Source organism: Vibrio tetraodonis (assembly GCF_003350295.1).
GTDB classification, from domain to species: domain Bacteria; phylum Pseudomonadota; class Gammaproteobacteria; order Enterobacterales; family Vibrionaceae; genus Vibrio; species Vibrio tetraodonis.
The window spans coordinates 44,407-60,545 of sequence record NZ_QLYY01000028.1; the positions used below are offsets into that span (position 1 = coordinate 44,407).

Annotated in this window: 16 protein-coding genes; 9 read left to right on the forward strand and 7 right to left on the reverse strand. The window is 44.3% G+C overall.

Annotated elements, in window-relative coordinates; translation table 11 throughout:
- Positions 1 to 187 precede the first annotated feature (187 nt).
- The gene (udp, locus tag DPF90_RS19235; protein WP_114787923.1) at positions 188 to 952 is read left to right on the forward strand and encodes a uridine phosphorylase; all 765 of its coding nucleotides are present in this window, start codon (positions 188 to 190) and stop codon (positions 950 to 952) included.
- Positions 953 to 1,062: 110 nt separating this feature from the next.
- Here udp and metG read toward each other — a convergent pair whose 3' ends face one another.
- Positions 1,063 to 3,138, reverse strand: coding sequence for a methionine--tRNA ligase (metG, locus tag DPF90_RS19240; protein WP_114787924.1), 2,076 nt, complete (start codon positions 3,136 to 3,138; stop codon positions 1,063 to 1,065).
- 157 nt (positions 3,139 to 3,295) lie between these two features.
- Here metG and apbC point away from each other — a divergent pair, with 157 nt between their 5' ends.
- The 3 genes from apbC (at position 3,296) to DPF90_RS19255 (ending at position 7,559) form a co-directional block, all read left to right on the forward strand.
- Complete coding sequence (apbC, locus tag DPF90_RS19245; protein WP_114787925.1) at positions 3,296 to 4,369, forward strand: iron-sulfur cluster carrier protein ApbC; 1,074 nt, start codon at positions 3,296 to 3,298, stop codon at positions 4,367 to 4,369.
- Positions 4,370 to 4,623: 254 nt separating this feature from the next.
- The gene (gene udk, locus DPF90_RS19250; protein WP_114787926.1) at positions 4,624 to 5,265 is read left to right on the forward strand and encodes a uridine kinase; all 642 of its coding nucleotides are present in this window, start codon (positions 4,624 to 4,626) and stop codon (positions 5,263 to 5,265) included.
- Between the two features lie 152 nt (positions 5,266 to 5,417).
- Positions 5,418 to 7,559 carry an AsmA family protein gene (locus DPF90_RS19255; protein ID WP_114787927.1) on the forward strand — a complete coding sequence of 714 codons (2,142 nt, stop codon included), beginning with the start codon at positions 5,418 to 5,420 and terminating at the stop codon, positions 7,557 to 7,559.
- Between the two features lie 64 nt (positions 7,560 to 7,623).
- On the opposite strand, the gene cobO is transcribed toward DPF90_RS19255, so the two are convergent.
- Complete coding sequence (cobO, locus tag DPF90_RS19260) at positions 7,624 to 8,229, reverse strand: cob(I)yrinic acid a,c-diamide adenosyltransferase (protein WP_114787928.1); 606 nt, start codon at positions 8,227 to 8,229, stop codon at positions 7,624 to 7,626.
- A gap of 90 nt (positions 8,230 to 8,319) precedes the next feature.
- Between cobO and DPF90_RS19265 the strand changes: the two genes are divergently transcribed.
- A complete protein-coding gene (locus tag DPF90_RS19265; protein WP_240314546.1) occupies positions 8,320 to 8,781 on the forward strand; it encodes a low molecular weight protein-tyrosine-phosphatase in 462 nt (153 codons plus the stop codon).
- 20 nt (positions 8,782 to 8,801) lie between these two features.
- Here DPF90_RS19265 and DPF90_RS19270 read toward each other — a convergent pair whose 3' ends face one another.
- From DPF90_RS19270 to sodB, 3 genes are all read right to left on the reverse strand, one after another.
- Entirely contained in the window at positions 8,802 to 9,464 is a 663-nt protein-coding gene (locus DPF90_RS19270) for an SDR family oxidoreductase (RefSeq protein ID WP_114787929.1), read from the reverse strand.
- Positions 9,465 to 9,662: 198 nt separating this feature from the next.
- The gene (locus DPF90_RS19275) at positions 9,663 to 10,172 is read right to left on the reverse strand and encodes a VC2046/SO_2500 family protein (protein ID WP_114787930.1); all 510 of its coding nucleotides are present in this window, start codon (positions 10,170 to 10,172) and stop codon (positions 9,663 to 9,665) included.
- A gap of 130 nt (positions 10,173 to 10,302) precedes the next feature.
- On the reverse strand, positions 10,303 to 10,887 hold the full coding sequence (gene sodB / locus DPF90_RS19280; RefSeq protein ID WP_114787931.1) for a superoxide dismutase [Fe]: 585 nt from the start codon (positions 10,885 to 10,887) through the stop codon (positions 10,303 to 10,305).
- 268 nt (positions 10,888 to 11,155) lie between these two features.
- Here sodB and DPF90_RS19285 point away from each other — a divergent pair, with 268 nt between their 5' ends.
- Both DPF90_RS19285 and DPF90_RS19290 read left to right on the forward strand, forming a co-directional pair.
- Positions 11,156 to 11,494: a Grx4 family monothiol glutaredoxin gene (locus DPF90_RS19285; RefSeq protein WP_114787932.1), complete on the forward strand. Its 339-nt coding sequence runs from the start codon at positions 11,156 to 11,158 to the stop codon at positions 11,492 to 11,494.
- A 90-nt stretch (positions 11,495 to 11,584) separates the two neighbouring features.
- A complete protein-coding gene (locus DPF90_RS19290; protein ID WP_114787933.1) occupies positions 11,585 to 13,534 on the forward strand; it encodes a DNA topoisomerase III in 1,950 nt (649 codons plus the stop codon).
- A 39-nt stretch (positions 13,535 to 13,573) separates the two neighbouring features.
- On the opposite strand, the gene DPF90_RS19295 is transcribed toward DPF90_RS19290, so the two are convergent.
- Complete coding sequence (locus DPF90_RS19295; protein ID WP_114787934.1) at positions 13,574 to 14,254, reverse strand: SDR family oxidoreductase; 681 nt, start codon at positions 14,252 to 14,254, stop codon at positions 13,574 to 13,576.
- A gap of 160 nt (positions 14,255 to 14,414) precedes the next feature.
- Between DPF90_RS19295 and DPF90_RS19300 the strand changes: the two genes are divergently transcribed.
- Both DPF90_RS19300 and DPF90_RS19305 read left to right on the forward strand, forming a co-directional pair.
- Positions 14,415 to 15,353: a histone deacetylase family protein gene (locus DPF90_RS19300; protein WP_114787937.1), complete on the forward strand. Its 939-nt coding sequence runs from the start codon at positions 14,415 to 14,417 to the stop codon at positions 15,351 to 15,353.
- The gene (locus DPF90_RS19305) at positions 15,350 to 15,832 is read left to right on the forward strand and encodes an NUDIX domain-containing protein (RefSeq protein WP_114787935.1); all 483 of its coding nucleotides are present in this window, start codon (positions 15,350 to 15,352) and stop codon (positions 15,830 to 15,832) included. The genes DPF90_RS19300 and DPF90_RS19305 overlap by 4 nt, the downstream gene beginning before the upstream one ends.
- Positions 15,833 to 15,849: 17 nt before the next feature.
- Here the strand turns inward: DPF90_RS19305 and DPF90_RS19310 are convergent.
- Positions 15,850 to 16,139, reverse strand: a 290-nt coding sequence (locus tag DPF90_RS19310) for an integrase core domain-containing protein (protein WP_162814014.1), incomplete at its 5' end; no start/stop codon positions are given.

Here is a 16,139-nt window from a genome sequence, read left to right on the forward strand (position 1 = left end):
AATAAGACGATAAAGTGTGATGCAAAACGATTTTATTTGCAATGAAGATAGTGAGATGTCAATTATTTGTGACTCGAGTCACCATTAAAATTGGTTCAGTTGGATACATTACGCCCTGTACCCAACCAAATAAATAAAACGAAAAGATAGGCAACGCCACCTATTTCGTTATAAAAGGAGCTATTTTATGTCTCAAGCTGTATTCCATTTAGGAGTCACTCAAGACGATCTTGCTGATGCCAAGCTAGCAATTATCCCAGGTGATCCTGCTCGCGTTCAAAAAATTGCTGAACAAATGGATAATCCTGTATTTTTGGCTAGTCATCGTGAGTACACACTTTACCGTGCCGAGCTTGATGGCAACCCCGTTATTGTCTGCTCTACCGGTATTGGTGGTCCTTCTACTTCTATCGCGGTTGAAGAGTTGGCTCAGCTTGGTATCAATACTTTCTTACGTGTTGGTACTACTGGTGCTATCCAACCACATGTGAAGGTGGGAGACATGATAGTATCCACAGCTTCAGTTCGCCTAGATGGCGCCAGCTTGCACTTTGCTCCAATGGAATTTCCAGCAGTGGCTGACTTTGAGGTTGCGACGGCAATGAAAGCTGCAGTTGAAGAGTCTGGTGCCAAAGTTCATATGGGTGTGACCGCCTCTAGTGATACTTTTTATCCTGGGCAAGAGCGCTATGATACTTTCTCTGGCCGCGTAGTAAGACGTTTTCAAGGCTCAATGAAAGAATGGCAAGATATGGGTGTTCTGAATTTTGAGATGGAATCAGCGACTTTACTGACAATGTGTGCAAGTTCTGGCCTTAAAGCAGGCTGTGTAGCAGGAGTCATTATCAACCGTTCTCAAAAAGAAATCCCCGATCACTCAACCTTGAAAGAAACGGAAGCTCGTTCAATTAAAGTGGTTGTTGAGGCCGCGCGTAAGATGCTTCAAGACTAATATTGCAGTTTAAGCCTTACTCTTTGAAGTGACCCCCAATAATTGGTGTCCAACTATTGGGGGTCACTTCAATTTAGAGCAGGGCTCTAAAGTAATACTATTAAGCGTTATTACATGACGCGCATGCCAGGTTGAGCACCTTCATGAGGTTCTAGAATCCAAAGATCGCTTCCACCAGGTCCAGCAGCCAAAATCATACCTTCTGACATACCAAACTTCATTTTACGAGGCTTAAGGTTTGCAACCATAACGGTCAACTTACCTTCAAGTTCTTCTGGCTTGTATGCCGACTTAATGCCGGAGAAAACCTGACGAGTCTCGCCACCGATATCAAGCTGAAACTTCAATAGTTTGTTCGCTTTTGGTACTTCCTCGCAGGAGATAATACGAGCGATACGCATATCAACAGCGGCGAAAGCATCGAAATCTATTTCTTCTGCAATCGGATCTTTATCCAATTCAGTTTGGCTTGCTTGATTCTTAGCGGCTTCAGCTTTTTCTTTGGCTGCCATTTCTGCAGCGGCATCTTGTTTTGATGCTTCAATCATAGCCTCAACCTTTTTCGGATCGATACGATTAAACAGAGCCTTGAATTTGGTGATTTCATGACCTGTTAATGGCTTGGCTATTCCTTCCCACGTTAGCTCTTCATTTAGGAAAGCTTCTGTACGTGCGGCTAGAGCAGGCATCACAGGCTTGAGGTAAGTCATGAGCACGCGGAACAAATTAATACCGACAGAACAAATATCTTGTAGCAGTTGATCTTTGCCTTCCTCTTTCGCCACAACCCAAGGTGCTTTTTCGTCAACATATTGGTTGGCTTTGTCAGCCAGTGCGGTTACTTCACGTATTGCACGGCCAAATTCACGCGTTTCGTAAAGCTCGGCTATGCGATCGGCCGCGGCAACAAACTCTTGGTACAATTCTGGCTCTGCAAATTCATCAGAAAGCTTACCCTCGAAGCGTTTTGTGATAAAGCCAGCATTGCGCGACGCAAGGTTAACAATTTTATTTACTACGTCAGCGTTAACACGTTGAGTAAAGTCCTCAAGGTTAAGGTCTAGGTCATCGATACGGCTGTTGAGTTTGGCCGCATAGTAGTAACGCAGGCATTCAGGATCGAGATGATCAAGATAAGTGCTGGCTTTAACAAATGTGCCTTTCGATTTAGACATTTTGGCACCGTTAACAGTGACGTAGCCGTGAACAAACACATTATTTGGTTTACGGAAACCACTGCCTTCGAGCATGGCAGGCCAGAATAAAGAGTGGAAATAAACGATGTCTTTACCAATGAAGTGATAAAGCTCAGTTGTGCTGTCTTTCTTCCAGTATTCGTCAAAGTCTAAATCACTGCGTTTATCGCATAGGTTCTTAAATGAGCCCATGTAGCCGATAGGTGCATCGAGCCAAACATAAAAGAATTTGTCTTTTTCTCCCGGAATTTCAAAACCGAAATAAGGGGCATCGCGAGAGATATCCCATTGTTGCAGGCCTGATTCAAACCATTCTTGCATCTTATTGGCCGTTTCGGCTTGCAGTGAGCCTGAGCGAGTCCACTCTTGGAGCATGCTTTCAAACTGTGGCAAATCAAAGAAGAAATGCTCAGAGTCTTTCATCACTGGCGTTGCGCCGGAGACCGCTGATTTGGGGTCAATCAGTTCAGTCGTGCTATAGGTTGCGCCGCAGCTGTCACAGTTATCGCCGTACTGATCGTCAGATTTACACTTAGGGCAAGTGCCTTTAACAAAACGATCAGGTAGGAACATTTCTTTTTCTGGATCAAATAGCTGAGAAATCGTGCGGCTAGAGATAAAACCGTTTTTCTTCAGTTCCAAATAGATGTGTGACGCGAGCTGCTTGTTTTCTTCAGAATGAGTACTGTGGTAGTTATCAAAGCTAATATCGAAACCAGCGAAGTCTTTTTGGTGCTCTTCACTAACGGCAGCGATCATCTCTTCTGGTGTGATTCCCATCTGTTGTGCTTTTAGCATAATTGGCGTGCCGTGGGCATCGTCAGCACAGATGAAGTTTACCGTGTTACCACGTAGGCGTTGGTAGCGAACCCAGATATCAGCCTGAATGTGTTCAAGCATATGACCTAAGTGGATCGAACCATTAGCATACGGAAGGGCACAAGTTACCAGCAGTTTCCTTGGATCAAGGTTTCTTTGATCGTTTGCCATACTTAATATTCGCTTTTCTGATAGATATAAAAAATTGACCCTAATACTACCTTATCCACATTACGACTCCAAGGTATCATCTGCTCGAATACCTTAGTTTTTTCAGGGTTCAGTCCATTAAAGAGCAATGCTAGGATTAGAGGCATAAGGAGGACCTATGCGTCAATTGTCGAACACAGAAGAATTTTGCCGTTGGCTTAATCAGTTTGAGCATCCAAGTCTTACTCAAGAATGGGCTAGTGTGCCGGGTATGGTTTCGGTCACAGCGACCAAGCTCACTGTATCTATACCCTTTGCGGCATCGTCACTAGTAGAAAGCTTATCGAGCTGGATAGAGTCGCAACATTGCAATGGACAAATTGCCCCAGTTGAGTATGAAATAATTGTGCAGCCAAAGGCTTTGCAAACTCATGTCAGTCATGAGGTAAGCGGCGTTAAAAATATTATTGCCGTCACTTCAGCAAAGGGAGGGGTCGGCAAGTCAACTACAGCCGTCAACCTTGCGCTTGCGATCGCAAAATCCGGTGTAAAAGTCGGTTTGTTGGATGCGGATATTTATGGTCCTTCCGTGCCTCTTATGATTGGACAACAGGGCGCTTCTCCCCAAGTTAAAGATGATAAGTGGATGCAGCCTATATTGGCGCATGGTATTTATACCCACTCTATTGGATATTTAGTGTCAAAAGATGAAGCGGCAATTTGGCGCGGCCCAATGGCTTCGAAAGCTCTCGCTCAACTGCTTAATGAAACCGAGTGGCCAGAGCTCGACTACCTTGTGATTGATATGCCGCCAGGTACAGGTGATATCCAGCTAACCCTAGCTCAGCAGGTGCCAGTGACAGGGGCGGTGATTATCACCACGCCACAAGATCTTGCGCTGGCGGATGCGCGCAAAGGTGCAGCTATGTTTGAAAAAGTGCAGGTACCAGTGATTGGGCTGGTTGAGAATATGAGCTATCACATTTGCAGCCATTGCGGTGGAAAAGAAGCCATTTTTGGCGTCGGAGGAGCGCAAAAAATGGCTAGCGAGTTTGGCCTCGATTTACTCGCTCAAATCCCTTTACATATTTCGTTAAGAGAAGACACAGATAATGGCTGTCCAAGCGTTGTCGCAAGACCAGATTCAGAACAAGCGGCGGACTATATTCAGTTAGCAGAGTCTGTGTGTACAAGAATGTATTGGCACGGAAAAGAAAAACCTCAGTCTATTCAGTTTACAATGCTTGATTAATGTTTCTTTGCGTTAGTGTTAATACTTGTTGTGGCTTTTAGGACAATACTCAATTTGAGGTATATGCGGTAATCGTTTGCGTTACCGTTATTGCTTCTAATTAGTCATTGGGATGAAATCCTCACTAGCATGTCAAAGGCGAACTCCCTATAATCAGGCGGTTTATATATTACACACTAGTACTTTATGGGCATATTTTGTCCAGTTTGAGTATTAGAACACGACACCAATTCAATTCATCGGGTGCAAGAATAATGTCTGATAATAATCAATGCGTCATCGTCGGTATTGCTGGCGCATCGGCTTCTGGAAAAAGTTTAATCGCTAGTACTATCTATAATGAACTTCGTGAAAAAGTAGGCGATCATCAAATTGGTGTAATTACGGAAGATTGCTACTACAACGATCAGGGCCACCTGAGCATGGAAGAGCGTGTTAAAACCAACTACGACCACCCGAACGCATTAGACCATGACTTATTATGTGAGCATTTAAAAACGCTGACCAAAGGTGATGCAGTTGAAGTGCCTGAATACAGCTATTCAGAGCATACGCGTACAGAAAATACGACCTTGATGACACCGAAGAAAGTCATCATTCTCGAAGGGATCCTTCTTCTGACAGACCCTCGTTTACGTGAACTTATGCACGCGACTGTGTTTATGGATACACCGCTAGATATTTGTTTACTTCGCCGTGTGAGACGTGACGTAGAAGAACGGGGCCGTACCATGGAGTCTGTTTTAAAACAGTACCAGGAAACAGTACGACCTATGTTCATGCAGTTTATCGAGCCATCTAAGCAACACGCAGATATTATTGTGCCTCGTGGCGGTAAAAATCGCATCGCGATTGATGTTTTAAAAGCGCATATTGCAAAACTTTTGAAAGCTTAAGCCTTAATCCTATTCAAGCGCTTTATTTTTTCCGTAAGAAGTGGCACCTTAGGTGCCACTTTCTTTTTATCTGTAATAAGCCTTATCACCCAAGTTCGCTTTTGGATGTATTGGCCAATCTACGACAACTCTGAATAGCAAGGATAATTCTGATGAAGAAACTGTTCCTATTTATTGCCATTCCAATCATCGTGCTGCTTGGCGCGATTGTAGCGCTGGTACTTTTCGTCAACCCCAATCAGTTTAAGCCACTTATCGTTGAGCAAACTCAAAAACACACTGGTTTGGAGTTGGTAATAGAAGGTGACATCAGCTGGAAGTTTTTTCCATCGCTTGGTTTTGAGTTAGGCAAGACAGAACTGAGAAACCCACAAGGGTTTTCTAAACCGAATTTATTCAAAGTTGATACGGTTGGCATCGATGTGTCAGTTTCACCGCTTTTAAACCAGCAACTTGAAATCGGTAATATTACCCTTGATGGTGCGGAGTTCTATCTTGAGACACTTAAAGATGGCCGCAAGAACACTGATGCGTTAACCAAAGCGCAGACAGAACAAGCAGAATCAGAAGAGCCGGCTGCCACTGATACTCCAGCAGAGTCTTCGCCAACTGACACGACAGAGAAACCAGCGTCCGACTGGAGCCTTAACCTTGCCGGTGTGACCATATCTAACACTGCGATTGAAATTCAGGATAAACAGGCAGGCTCGTACACCAAGTTGTATGATGTTTCTCTTAACTTGTCCGAGTTTGCTATTGATTCCTGGACCCGTGCTGATTTCGCGGTGAAAGGTGAGAACAATCAACAGAAGTTCAATGCACAGGGGAGCGCTGAATTTAAGTTAGCGAAAGGTTTTGCCGAGTATTCATTGCGCAGCATAGAACTCAATGCGGGCTTTAGTGATCCAGCGAATAAGTTTGACTCGATCAAACTAGGCTTGGAGACATTTGATTTTGATAAAGCCAATGCTTTGACTTATCACTTGGTGGGGCGCGCTGCAGATCTCGACATTGAAATGCAAGGCAGCGGCAGTTTGACTGTCGACACAGCGATCTCAAAAGTGTTGATGGACAAGTTAACCCTTGATGCAACGTTTAAAGGGAAGACTCTGCCGCAATCTCCAATGAAAGTCGATATGGTCTCCGACTTATCTTTTGACTTAACCAAAAGCCACTTAAGTTTTGTTTTAGAGAAGCTAACCGCTAACGCCTTGGCATTTGATGGTAAAGCCAATGTGACCTTAGGTGATATTCCTAAAGTGCGTTTTTCACTGCATAGCCCAAATATCGATTTGGATGAATTTCTCGGGCTTGATACAGCAAAGGCTGACAAAGCATCGACGGAAAAACCAGAGGCAGCACCAAGCCAAAACAGTGCGCAAAAGGCGTCAACTCAACCAGAAGTTGAACCCGATTTATCCGCACTTAAGTCTCTAGATATCAAAGGCGATATCACCATTGATAAATTTAAGGCCAGTAACGCCAAGATGGAAAAGGTCAAAACCAGTTTCTATGTCAATCGTGGTATTGCTGAGCTGACGTCTTTTTCCTCCAATCTGTACCAGGGCTCTATTACGGCTTCTGCAAAACTGGATGCAAGAAAAAGCCCAGCGAGTTATACGGTCAAAAAGCGCATAAAAGGTGTTAAGGTTCAGCCTTTGCTTTCCGATGTGGCTAACAATGATAAGTTAGAAGGTACAGGTAACATTGATGTAGATGTTAAAGGCCGAAGTCTCACTCCAACAGGGATTCAAAAGAATTTAGTTGGTACTGTGGTCATTAACTTTACAGATGGTGCGGTGAATGGCATCAACGTAGCTCAGTTGATTCGTGAAAACTACGCCAAGTTTAAAGGCCAAAAAGCCGAGCCTTCTAAAGAAGCACAAAAAACCGATTTTAGTGCGATGAAAGCGACCTTAAAACTTAATAAAGGTGTTGTTTCGACCAATGATTTATCAATGCAATCGCCACTGCTGCGTATCCGAGGAAATGGCAGTGCAAACTACATCGAGCAAACCGTTAACTTTACGGTCAGTACGTCGGTTGTCGGCTCACTGGAAGGCCAAGGTGGTAAGAGTATTGATGAGCTAAGAGATGTGACCATTCCAATTAACATTTCTGGTTCTTGGGAAAAACCTAAATTTAAGCTGGTTTTTGACGATGTATTGAAACAGAAAGTCGAAAAAGAAGTCGACCGTGGTTTGAAAAAGCTAGACGAGAAACTCGGCGATAAGATAAAAGATCAAAAGACTAAGGATGCGGTTAACAGCCTGATTAAAGGGTTGTTTAACTAAGCTGCATTAGTTACGAACAAGCTTTGAGTAAAGCGCCCAGTTGGGCGCTTTTATTTTAAGACAGTTACCAATCAACCCCTTTTAGCGCTTTGACTCCGGAGTCAAACGCATGTTTCACATTCTTAACCTCAGACACAGTATCGGCCATTTCAATCAGAGTGCGATGTGCTCCGCGCCCAGTGATAATAACTGACTGCATCGGCGGTCTGTTGTTTAGAGCGTCAACCACTTCCTCTAAGTCGATATAGCCGTAGCTAACCATATAAGTCAGTTCATCAAGCAAAATCACGTCTATCGAAGCGTCGCTGAGCATACGTTTACACTCTTGCCAAACTACCTGCGCTGCTTGGGTATCGAGTTCTTTATCTTGTGTTTCCCAAGTAAAGCCAGTTGCCATCACTTGAAATTTGACGCCAAGCTTTTCCAGCAAATTGCGCTCGCCGTTATCCCAAGTGCCTTTGATAAATTGAGCGACTGAGCAAGTTAAGCCGTGGCCAACGGCGCGGGCTATGGTTCCAAACCCCGAGGTCGATTTACCTTTGCCATTACCAGTAATAATAAGTAGCAGACCTTTTTCATCTTGTGCTGCTGCAACTCTCGCATCGACTTGTTGCTTCACTTTTTGTTGTCTTGCCTGATGGCGTTCTTGTTTCTGGCTATCAGATGTCACGGGAAGTCCTTTTTAATTTTAAAAACTGTGTCTATGATAACGCATTCACAGTGGTGCAAAAAACCATGGCTTTGTAAGGAAAAGGAAAATATGGCCAAGAAAATACTCGTTGTTTGTATGGGCAATATCTGTCGTTCACCAACAGGCGAGGCAATTCTAAGAGCGAAAGCTGAGCGCATGGGTCTTGATATTGAGGTCGATTCAGCAGGAACGATAGGGTATCACCAAGGCAATCCTCCTGATCCCCGCTCCAAAGCGGTTGGTGAGCGCCGAGGCTATTCATTTAAAGGGATAGTATCACGTCAAGTTGTTGATGAGGACTTCGCTTACTTTGATTTAATTTTGGCTGCTGACAAGGACAATCTTGCCGATTTACACGCGCAATGTCCGGTTGAGTATCGAAACAAATTGCAGCTGTTTCTTAGCTATGGTGAGACCAAGCACGAAGAAATCCCTGACCCTTATTATGGCGGGGACAATGGCTTTGAACTGGTTGTCGATTTGATTGAACAAGCCTCAGAAAAGCTGCTCAAAACCTTAGCGAACCAGTAAAGTGTTTGACGAATATCTGACTAGGCGGCCATAACTCGGCCGCTGAAGTAATCGTTAGAGACAATATATTCGGTATTTCTAATTAACTCATCACGTATCTTCGCCCAGTGGATATTTTGCTGTTCATAGCAAGGCACCACTCCTCCAACACGAATATTGAATGGGTTAAGCTCTTTTGCCCAGCTTTGGGTGAAACCTGCGACCATAGAGGTTGCATTTTCAAACCCAGACATATCACTGTAATCCGCGTGAGCAATTACATTGACAATCACACCATTTTTTTTGTCTTGGCGCATTCTTTCAGCAGTCGCCTGACCAAAGGTAAATAAAGTGGCGGCCATCAAAGATAGATGCTGAGTGAAAATATCGCTGGCTTTTTCATCAAAAAATTTTGGCATGGTTTGGCTGGTGAGTGCATTGATCAGTACATCAGGGGATTGATGAACGGATTGATCAATAAAGTTAAACAATGAGTTAATGCTATCTAAAGAATGATCATTCATTGCATGCTGATAAATATTCGATGAAATTTTTCTGCATCGCTCAAAAGTTTCATTTAATTGGGATTTATTGGTATCACAAAGAATGACAATTCCATCAAGAGATGCAAAGTGCATAGCTAGGGTGCTGCCGAGTTGAGTTCCTGCGGAAGTTATTAATATTACAGCACTTTTTATGTCCATACACTGTGCCTCCATTGGTGGCCTTGAAAGTTTGTCCACATATCATGGTAGATTAATTGTGCGTTTGGTGTGAATAAGGTCAAATAACTTGTGTATATCTTGGGGTTAAATTAAATAACTTGCGCTCATTCACATTTATGAGAAACTTGTTGATTAATAAATGAGTGATATGAAAGTAATTGTGATCTGAATAGATCTTTAAACTTGTGTTTGAATTTGGAAGTTTCTTTGGGCTGTGACCAACTGATTGTAAAGATCGATTGGCATGATAGATTTGCTGCCAGTCTCACCTAATTGGCGACGTTGGTGCCCTGATAGGTTGTGATAGACGTCTTCGGGAAGATTGAATGTGTCTTCCGGTAGATAAGCCAAAGCATCAGGTTTGAGGTAGTGACTCAGTTTGGCGCTTGGCAGGCCACAAGAGTGGAATAGCTCAGCTTGAGTGGCCGCTACTGGATAAGATTCTTGGTTGGAGCGAAGTTTTTGAGGTGGTGATAATTCAAAGCGGCGTCTTAAGGCCTCTTCTGTTGTGTCTATTTCTTCCACTATTTCAAGAGGGGTATTATCTCTAACATCATCAGAGAACATCGACAGAATCAAAGCAAAGTCAGCACGACGCCCTTCGTGAACGGCATGGTTAATCCCATCACCGAACTGAAGTTCGTTAATTATTCCCGCTTTGTCTAATGTATGAATCTGAGTTTGCATCTTACCTCGCTTGATGCTTATGTAACGGCGACACCCAGACAAACTTTAGTGAAATGGTTGAACAGAAAAGAAAAAAGCCAGCAAGTGCTGGCTTTTGATACGCAATAAGCGTTAGAGACTGGTAGCAGAATTATTTTGCTAGATTCTGTGCAACAAAATCCCAGTTTACTAGCGCCCAGAAACCGTTCATGTAATCAGGACGAACATTGCGGTAATCGATGTAGTAAGCGTGTTCCCACAAGTCAACAGTAAGCAGTGGAGTCGTACCCGCTTCTGTTAGGGGCGTTGCTGCGTTGGACGTGTTAACGATATCTAGAGAACCGTCCGCTTTTTTAACCAACCAAGTCCAAGAAGAACCGAAGTTGTTGATTGCTGAGTCAGTGAACTTAGCTTTAAAGTCTGCGAAAGAACCAAACGCAGCATTGATTGCTTCTGCAACCGCACCTGTAGGCTCACCACCTGCATTTGGAGCAAGACAGTGCCAGTAGAAAGTGTGGTTCCAGATTTGAGCTGCGTTGTTGAATACGCCACCTGAAGAAGCCTTGATGATCTCTTCTAGTGATTTACCTTCAAACTCAGTACCTGGAATAAGACCATTTAGCTTAACAACGTAAGTGTTGTGGTGTTTGCCATGGTGGAAATCTAGAGTTTCAGCTGAGATATGTGGTTCTAGTGCATCTTTTGCGTAAGGAAGAGCTGGTAGTTCAAATGCCATTGCTCGATTCTCCATTAAATATGAGAGAGTTAAACTCCCTCGATTGCTTCCAGTGTAATTTATTATCATGGTGGACCATGGTCCGCCACGTCGTTTTGGTAACTGCGCTATAGTTTAGCAAGTTTTCACTTTATTAAAAGCATCACAGCAGAATTCTATATGAAATAAACTTGTGGTATAAAGCCATAAACATTATAGGCTTTTTATTCTCTGACAATGGTTTAAAATATGCCAATAATTTGCGGTAATACCATATAAAGAGGAAGCAATGGAAACCATAGATAAAATTAAACAGCAAATTGAAGAGAACGCTATCCTGTTGTATATGAAAGGTTCTCCAAAGCTACCTAGCTGCGGCTTTTCATCTCAGGCGTCTCAAGCATTGATGGCTTGTGGCGAGAAGTTCGCTTACGTTGACATTCTACAAAACCCAGATATTCGCGCTGAGCTTCCAGCCTACGCTCAGTGGCCGACTTTCCCTCAGCTTTGGGTTGAAGGCGAGCTGATTGGCGGTTGTGACATCATTATTGAGATGTTCCAAAAAGGTGAGCTTCAGCCACTGATCAAAGAAGCGGCAGAGCGCGCAGGCTCAGACGAAGAAGAGTAAAGAAACTACTGTTTAAATTTACAGTTTTTCTTGATTTCTAAGGGCTACATTGGTTAATGTAGCCCTTATTGTATCTGCTTGAAATTATTTATGACGCGTCTATTTATCGCCGAGAAACCAAGCCTTGGCCGCGCTATTGCGGCAGCGCTGCCTAATCCACAGAAAAAAGACCAAGGTTTTATTCGTTGCGGTAATGGCGATGTGGTGACCTGGTGTATTGGCCATTTGCTTGAGCAAGTAGAGCCTGACGCCTACGATGATAGATACAAAAAGTGGAACATGGCAGATTTGCCCATAGTGCCGCAGCAGTGGCAGCTTAGACCAAGAAAATCAGCCAGCAAGCAATTAACCGTGGTAAAAAAGCTGCTCAAAACCTGCACAGAAATCATCCATGCAGGCGATCCCGATCGTGAAGGGCAGCTTTTAGTCGATGAAGTATTAGATTACTGTAAAGTGGCGAAAGCCAAGCAAACCAGCGCGCAGCGACTTTTGATCAGTGATCTCAACCTTCCCGCCGTAAAACGCGCCTTAAATCAAATGCGTAGTAATCAGGAGTTTATTCCTCTTTCTATTTCAGCGTTGGCGCGCTCTCGTGCTGACTGGCTGTATGGCATGAATATGTCACGAGCTTATACTTTGCTTGGCCAGCAAGCAGGCTACCAAGGCGTCCTTTCTGTTGGGCGAGTGCAAACGCCAGTACTTGGCTTGGTGGTGCGACGAGATGAAGAAATAGAAAACTTTGTTCCTCGGGATTATTTTACGCTCGATGCGCTGATCCCTTATCAAGAGGGCGCGCGTCAATTTGATATCCGTGCTCGTTGGAAACCCAGTGAGGCTTGCCGACCTTGGCAAGACGAAGAGGGCAGAGTACTCAATCGAAAGCTGGTGGAGAATGTTGCAAGCCGAATCGCCAATCAGGCAGCCAAGGTGGTTGAATCAGAACAAAAAAAAACCAAGCAGTTCGCACCGCTGCCGTATTCGTTGTCTGCGCTACAAATCGATGCCGCCAAACGCTTTGGTATGAGCGCTCAGCAAGTTCTCGACACTTGTCAGTCCTTGTACGAAAAACACAAGCTCATTACCTATCCACGCTCTGACTGTCGTTACCTTCCCAAAGGGCATTACTCTGAAGCAAGCAGTGTGTGTGATGCCATTAGCAATAATGCCAAAGAGCTTAATTCAGCCGTCTCTCAAGCCGACTTAACGCTCAAATCCAAAGCTTGGAATGATAAAAAAGTTGATGCTCACCACGCTATTATTCCCACGCCTAAAAAAGCGTCAGTCAATGCGTTATCCGCCAATGAGATGAAAATCTATCAGCAAATTGCGCGTCAATATTTAATGCAGTTCTATCCCGCGGCTGTGTATGCCGAAGCCAAACTGGTGTTTGATATTGCTGGTGGTGAGTTTATCGCTAAGGGGCGCCAACTGGTTTCTGCGGGGTGGAAAGCGCTGCTTGGTAAAACCGATGAAGAAGACACAGGGGTAGGTACAGTTCCTCCTTTACCCAAAGGCAGTGTGCTAACTTGCCGGGAAGGTAAAATCAAAGATCGTAAAACTGAGCCTCCCAAACATTTTACGGAAGCTAGCTTGCTGCAAGCCATGACAGGTATTGCGCGTTTTGTCTCTGACAAAGAGTTAAAAAAGATTCTAAAAGAGACCGATGGTCTTGGCACTGAAGCGACTCGTGCAGGGATCCTCGATACCTTGTTTAAGCGCCAGCTTCTTAAAAGACAAGGCAAAACAATTTTGAGCTCACCTGCGGGGCGAGGTCTTATTCATGCTTTGCCTGCTGAATCAACCTATCCTGATATGACCGCCCATTGGGAGCACCAATTGCAGGGAATGGCAGAGAGAAATCAAGCTTATCAGCCTTTTATGTCGGCCCTTCAAGGCAAGATTGATGGTTTGATGCAGCAAATAAAGTCACAGCCTGTTCCTGAATCGCTGCGCCATTTACCGAAAGTGGAGAAGCCTGCTTATAAACGCAAACGTGGCGGGCGCGCTAAATACAGCGGTAAAAAGCGCGTCGCAAGCTAACTCATTATTATCAAGGTATCAGTTACCAAAATATTAGTGTCACCAAGGTAATGGCGAGCCATCGAAGTTAATAAACTCACCAGAGTTGTCGGCGGTTGCAGACTCAATAACCTCAATTAAGCCCGAAGCGGAAGTCTCTGTAGTGATCATGGCGTTCGGCCCGCCCATGTCTGTGAGTACCCAGCCAGGGTGAAGCGCCAATACAGTGAAGCCTTGGCTGGCGAGATCGTTACTTAAGCTTTTCACGACAGAGTTGAGCGCGGCTTTTGAAGAGCGGTAGATATAGGCTCCGCCAGATGTATTGTCACCCATGCTACCCATTTTTGAAGAGATGCAGGCGATCTTTTTCAGTGAGCCTCTTTCAAGGTTAGGGTAAAGAGCTTCAACCAATTTCATTGGCGCTATGGTATTGATTTCCATTACCTTACGCCATTCTTCAATATCAGTTTCACCGAACATATAGCCTTTTGGCCCATAATATCCGGCGTTGTTGATTAAAATATCTATCTCAGGAAGCTGGCTTGATAGGGTTTCATAACGGGCGTAGTTAGTGACATCGAGCTGATAGCAATGCAAGTTTGGACTTTCGAGCTTAAACAGTTCGCTGGCATGACTTTGCGAGCGATACGTTGCGTGCACTTGATAGTTTTTGGCCAGGTAATACTTAACCAAGCTCAAGCCTATACCTCGGTTCGCGCCAGTAATAACCACTGTAGTCATGGGTAATCCTTATTCGTTAGGGAAGGGTAATCAAGAAACAAAAGACGTCTTGCTCTAAGCAAATCAATTTAAGCATGTTTTGCAATTGGGCGACAACTTGTTACCATGCCAAGCATCAAAATATGCGCAGATAGTCGCTCAAAAAAGTCAACAAAACCTAATGATTCCACTAGTCTATCACCCAATATACTCCAAGCTCCCTTTGCCTGATGGCCACAGGTATCCGATCCACAAATATCGGCTCCTCTATCAAAAAATCGAAACCAAGCGCCAAAGCGATAGTAAGTGGCAAGCAGGGTTTTGCTACCATCAGCCCGAGCCGCTGTTAAGAGAAGAAGTTGAGCAAACCCATTGCAAGCAGTATATAGAGCAGCTTTTTTCCGGAACGTTAGCGGTTTCGCCCATGCGGCGTATTGGCTTTCCTTGGAGTGAGAGCTTGATTGAGCGCACGCTCACCTCCGCTGGTGGAACCTGCTTGAGCGCAGAGCTTGCCATAGAAAAGGGTATTGCTATCCATCTCAGCGGTGGTTATCACCACGCACATTATGATTATGGCAGCGGCTTTTGTTTGCTTAATGATTTGGTGTTGGCTGCCAAACGAGCACTGCGTCAAGAGGGTATAGATAAGGTGCTCATCGTTGACAGTGATGTCCATCATGGCGATGGAACCGCGACTTTATGCCAAGACAACCAAGCGATTGTTACCCTTTCTTTTCATTGTGATAAGAACTTTCCGGCCAGAAAGCCAGACTCAGATATGGACATTGCTCTGCCAAAAGAGACCAGCGATAGCGAATTTCTCAGCACATTTGAGTCGGTGGTGGAAATGGCGATCAATCTTCATCAACCGGATTTGATTTTGTATGACGCAGGTGTGGATATCCATCAAGAAGATGAACTAGGCTATTTTAACATCAGCACCCAAGCGATTTTTGCCCGCGATAAGCGTATGTTTGAGATGGCCAAACAACGCGCGCTACCAATAGCCTGTGTAGTCGGCGGTGGCTACCGGAGCGATCACAGTGAATTGGTGCCCATTCATATGCAGTTATTGAATGCCGCTTTTGAGGTTTACGCTAAGAGCGAAGAAAAGTCATGAAACAAAGAATTAGAGCGGCAGGCATTCTTATCCATCAGCACTCGATATTGCTATTAAAAGTCAAAGACTTCACAGGCGAATATTGGGTGCCACCCGGTGGTGGCTTAGAAGAGGGGGATAAAAGCTCCAAAGCGTGTTTAGTCAGAGAGTTTAAAGAAGAAGCTGGCCTAGAGATTGACGTGGGCGATCTTGTTTGTGTGCGCGAGTTTTTAGAAACCGAGAAAAACCGCTACCACTGTGAGCTGTTTTACCATGTGACAAGTCATCGCGGCGAGCCCCACCTTAATAACCTTGTTGGATTAAACGATGAGCATTACATCCAAAAGGTAGAATGGGTGCCTTTATCTGAACTTACCGAAAAGCGCATATACCCCAAAGAACTTGCCCACAAACTACTCGAACTTATCGATAATCAAGAATTTTCGACCCATCTAGGCAGTTATGTTCAGGGCGAGAAAGAAGAGGTTAATTATTTGTAAGTTATATAATGTAGTGTTCAACAAATTCCGGACACTAACTTAAGCCGATTTTCGGCAGTAACTGGCGATAGCCCATCATTTGCTTGATGAGGCCGTTGCCTATTGTAGTAATCCATCAAGTAATAACTGATATCCTTCTTTGCCTGAGTTTGGGTTAGGTACCCAGTAGTTGGTATCCATTCGGTTTTTAGACTTCTAAATAGCCTTTCCATTGGGGCATTATCCCAACAGTTACCTCTACGACTCATGCTCTGAGTTATGCGATATCGCCAAAGCCTTTGACGATATTTAAGGCTGCTATATTGGC

What these genes read in the sequence shown, in the direction of transcription:
- DPF90_RS19285 (WP_114787932.1), top strand. Translation starts at nt 11,156, where the DNA reads ATGGAAACCATAGATAAAATTAAACAGCAAATTGAAGAGAACGCTATC.
- metG (WP_114787924.1), bottom strand. Translation starts at nt 3,138, where the DNA reads ATGGCAAACGATCAAAGAAACCTTGATCCAAGGAAACTGCTGGTAACT.
- DPF90_RS19270 (WP_114787929.1), bottom strand. Translation starts at nt 9,464, where the DNA reads ATGGACATAAAAAGTGCTGTAATATTAATAACTTCCGCAGGAACTCAA.
- DPF90_RS19295 (WP_114787934.1), bottom strand. Translation starts at nt 14,254, where the DNA reads ATGACTACAGTGGTTATTACTGGCGCGAACCGAGGTATAGGCTTGAGC.
- udk (WP_114787926.1), top strand. Translation starts at nt 4,624, where the DNA reads ATGTCTGATAATAATCAATGCGTCATCGTCGGTATTGCTGGCGCATCG.
- sodB (WP_114787931.1), bottom strand. Translation starts at nt 10,887, where the DNA reads ATGGCATTTGAACTACCAGCTCTTCCTTACGCAAAAGATGCACTAGAA.
- DPF90_RS19305 (WP_114787935.1), top strand. Translation starts at nt 15,350, where the DNA reads ATGAAACAAAGAATTAGAGCGGCAGGCATTCTTATCCATCAGCACTCG.
- apbC (WP_114787925.1), top strand. Translation starts at nt 3,296, where the DNA reads ATGCGTCAATTGTCGAACACAGAAGAATTTTGCCGTTGGCTTAATCAG.
- DPF90_RS19255 (WP_114787927.1), top strand. Translation starts at nt 5,418, where the DNA reads ATGAAGAAACTGTTCCTATTTATTGCCATTCCAATCATCGTGCTGCTT.
- DPF90_RS19265 (WP_240314546.1), top strand. Translation starts at nt 8,320, where the DNA reads ATGGCCAAGAAAATACTCGTTGTTTGTATGGGCAATATCTGTCGTTCA.
- DPF90_RS19300 (WP_114787937.1), top strand. Translation starts at nt 14,415, where the DNA reads ATGATTCCACTAGTCTATCACCCAATATACTCCAAGCTCCCTTTGCCT.
- DPF90_RS19275 (WP_114787930.1), bottom strand. Translation starts at nt 10,172, where the DNA reads ATGCAAACTCAGATTCATACATTAGACAAAGCGGGAATAATTAACGAA.
- udp (WP_114787923.1), top strand. Translation starts at nt 188, where the DNA reads ATGTCTCAAGCTGTATTCCATTTAGGAGTCACTCAAGACGATCTTGCT.
- DPF90_RS19290 (WP_114787933.1), top strand. Translation starts at nt 11,585, where the DNA reads ATGACGCGTCTATTTATCGCCGAGAAACCAAGCCTTGGCCGCGCTATT.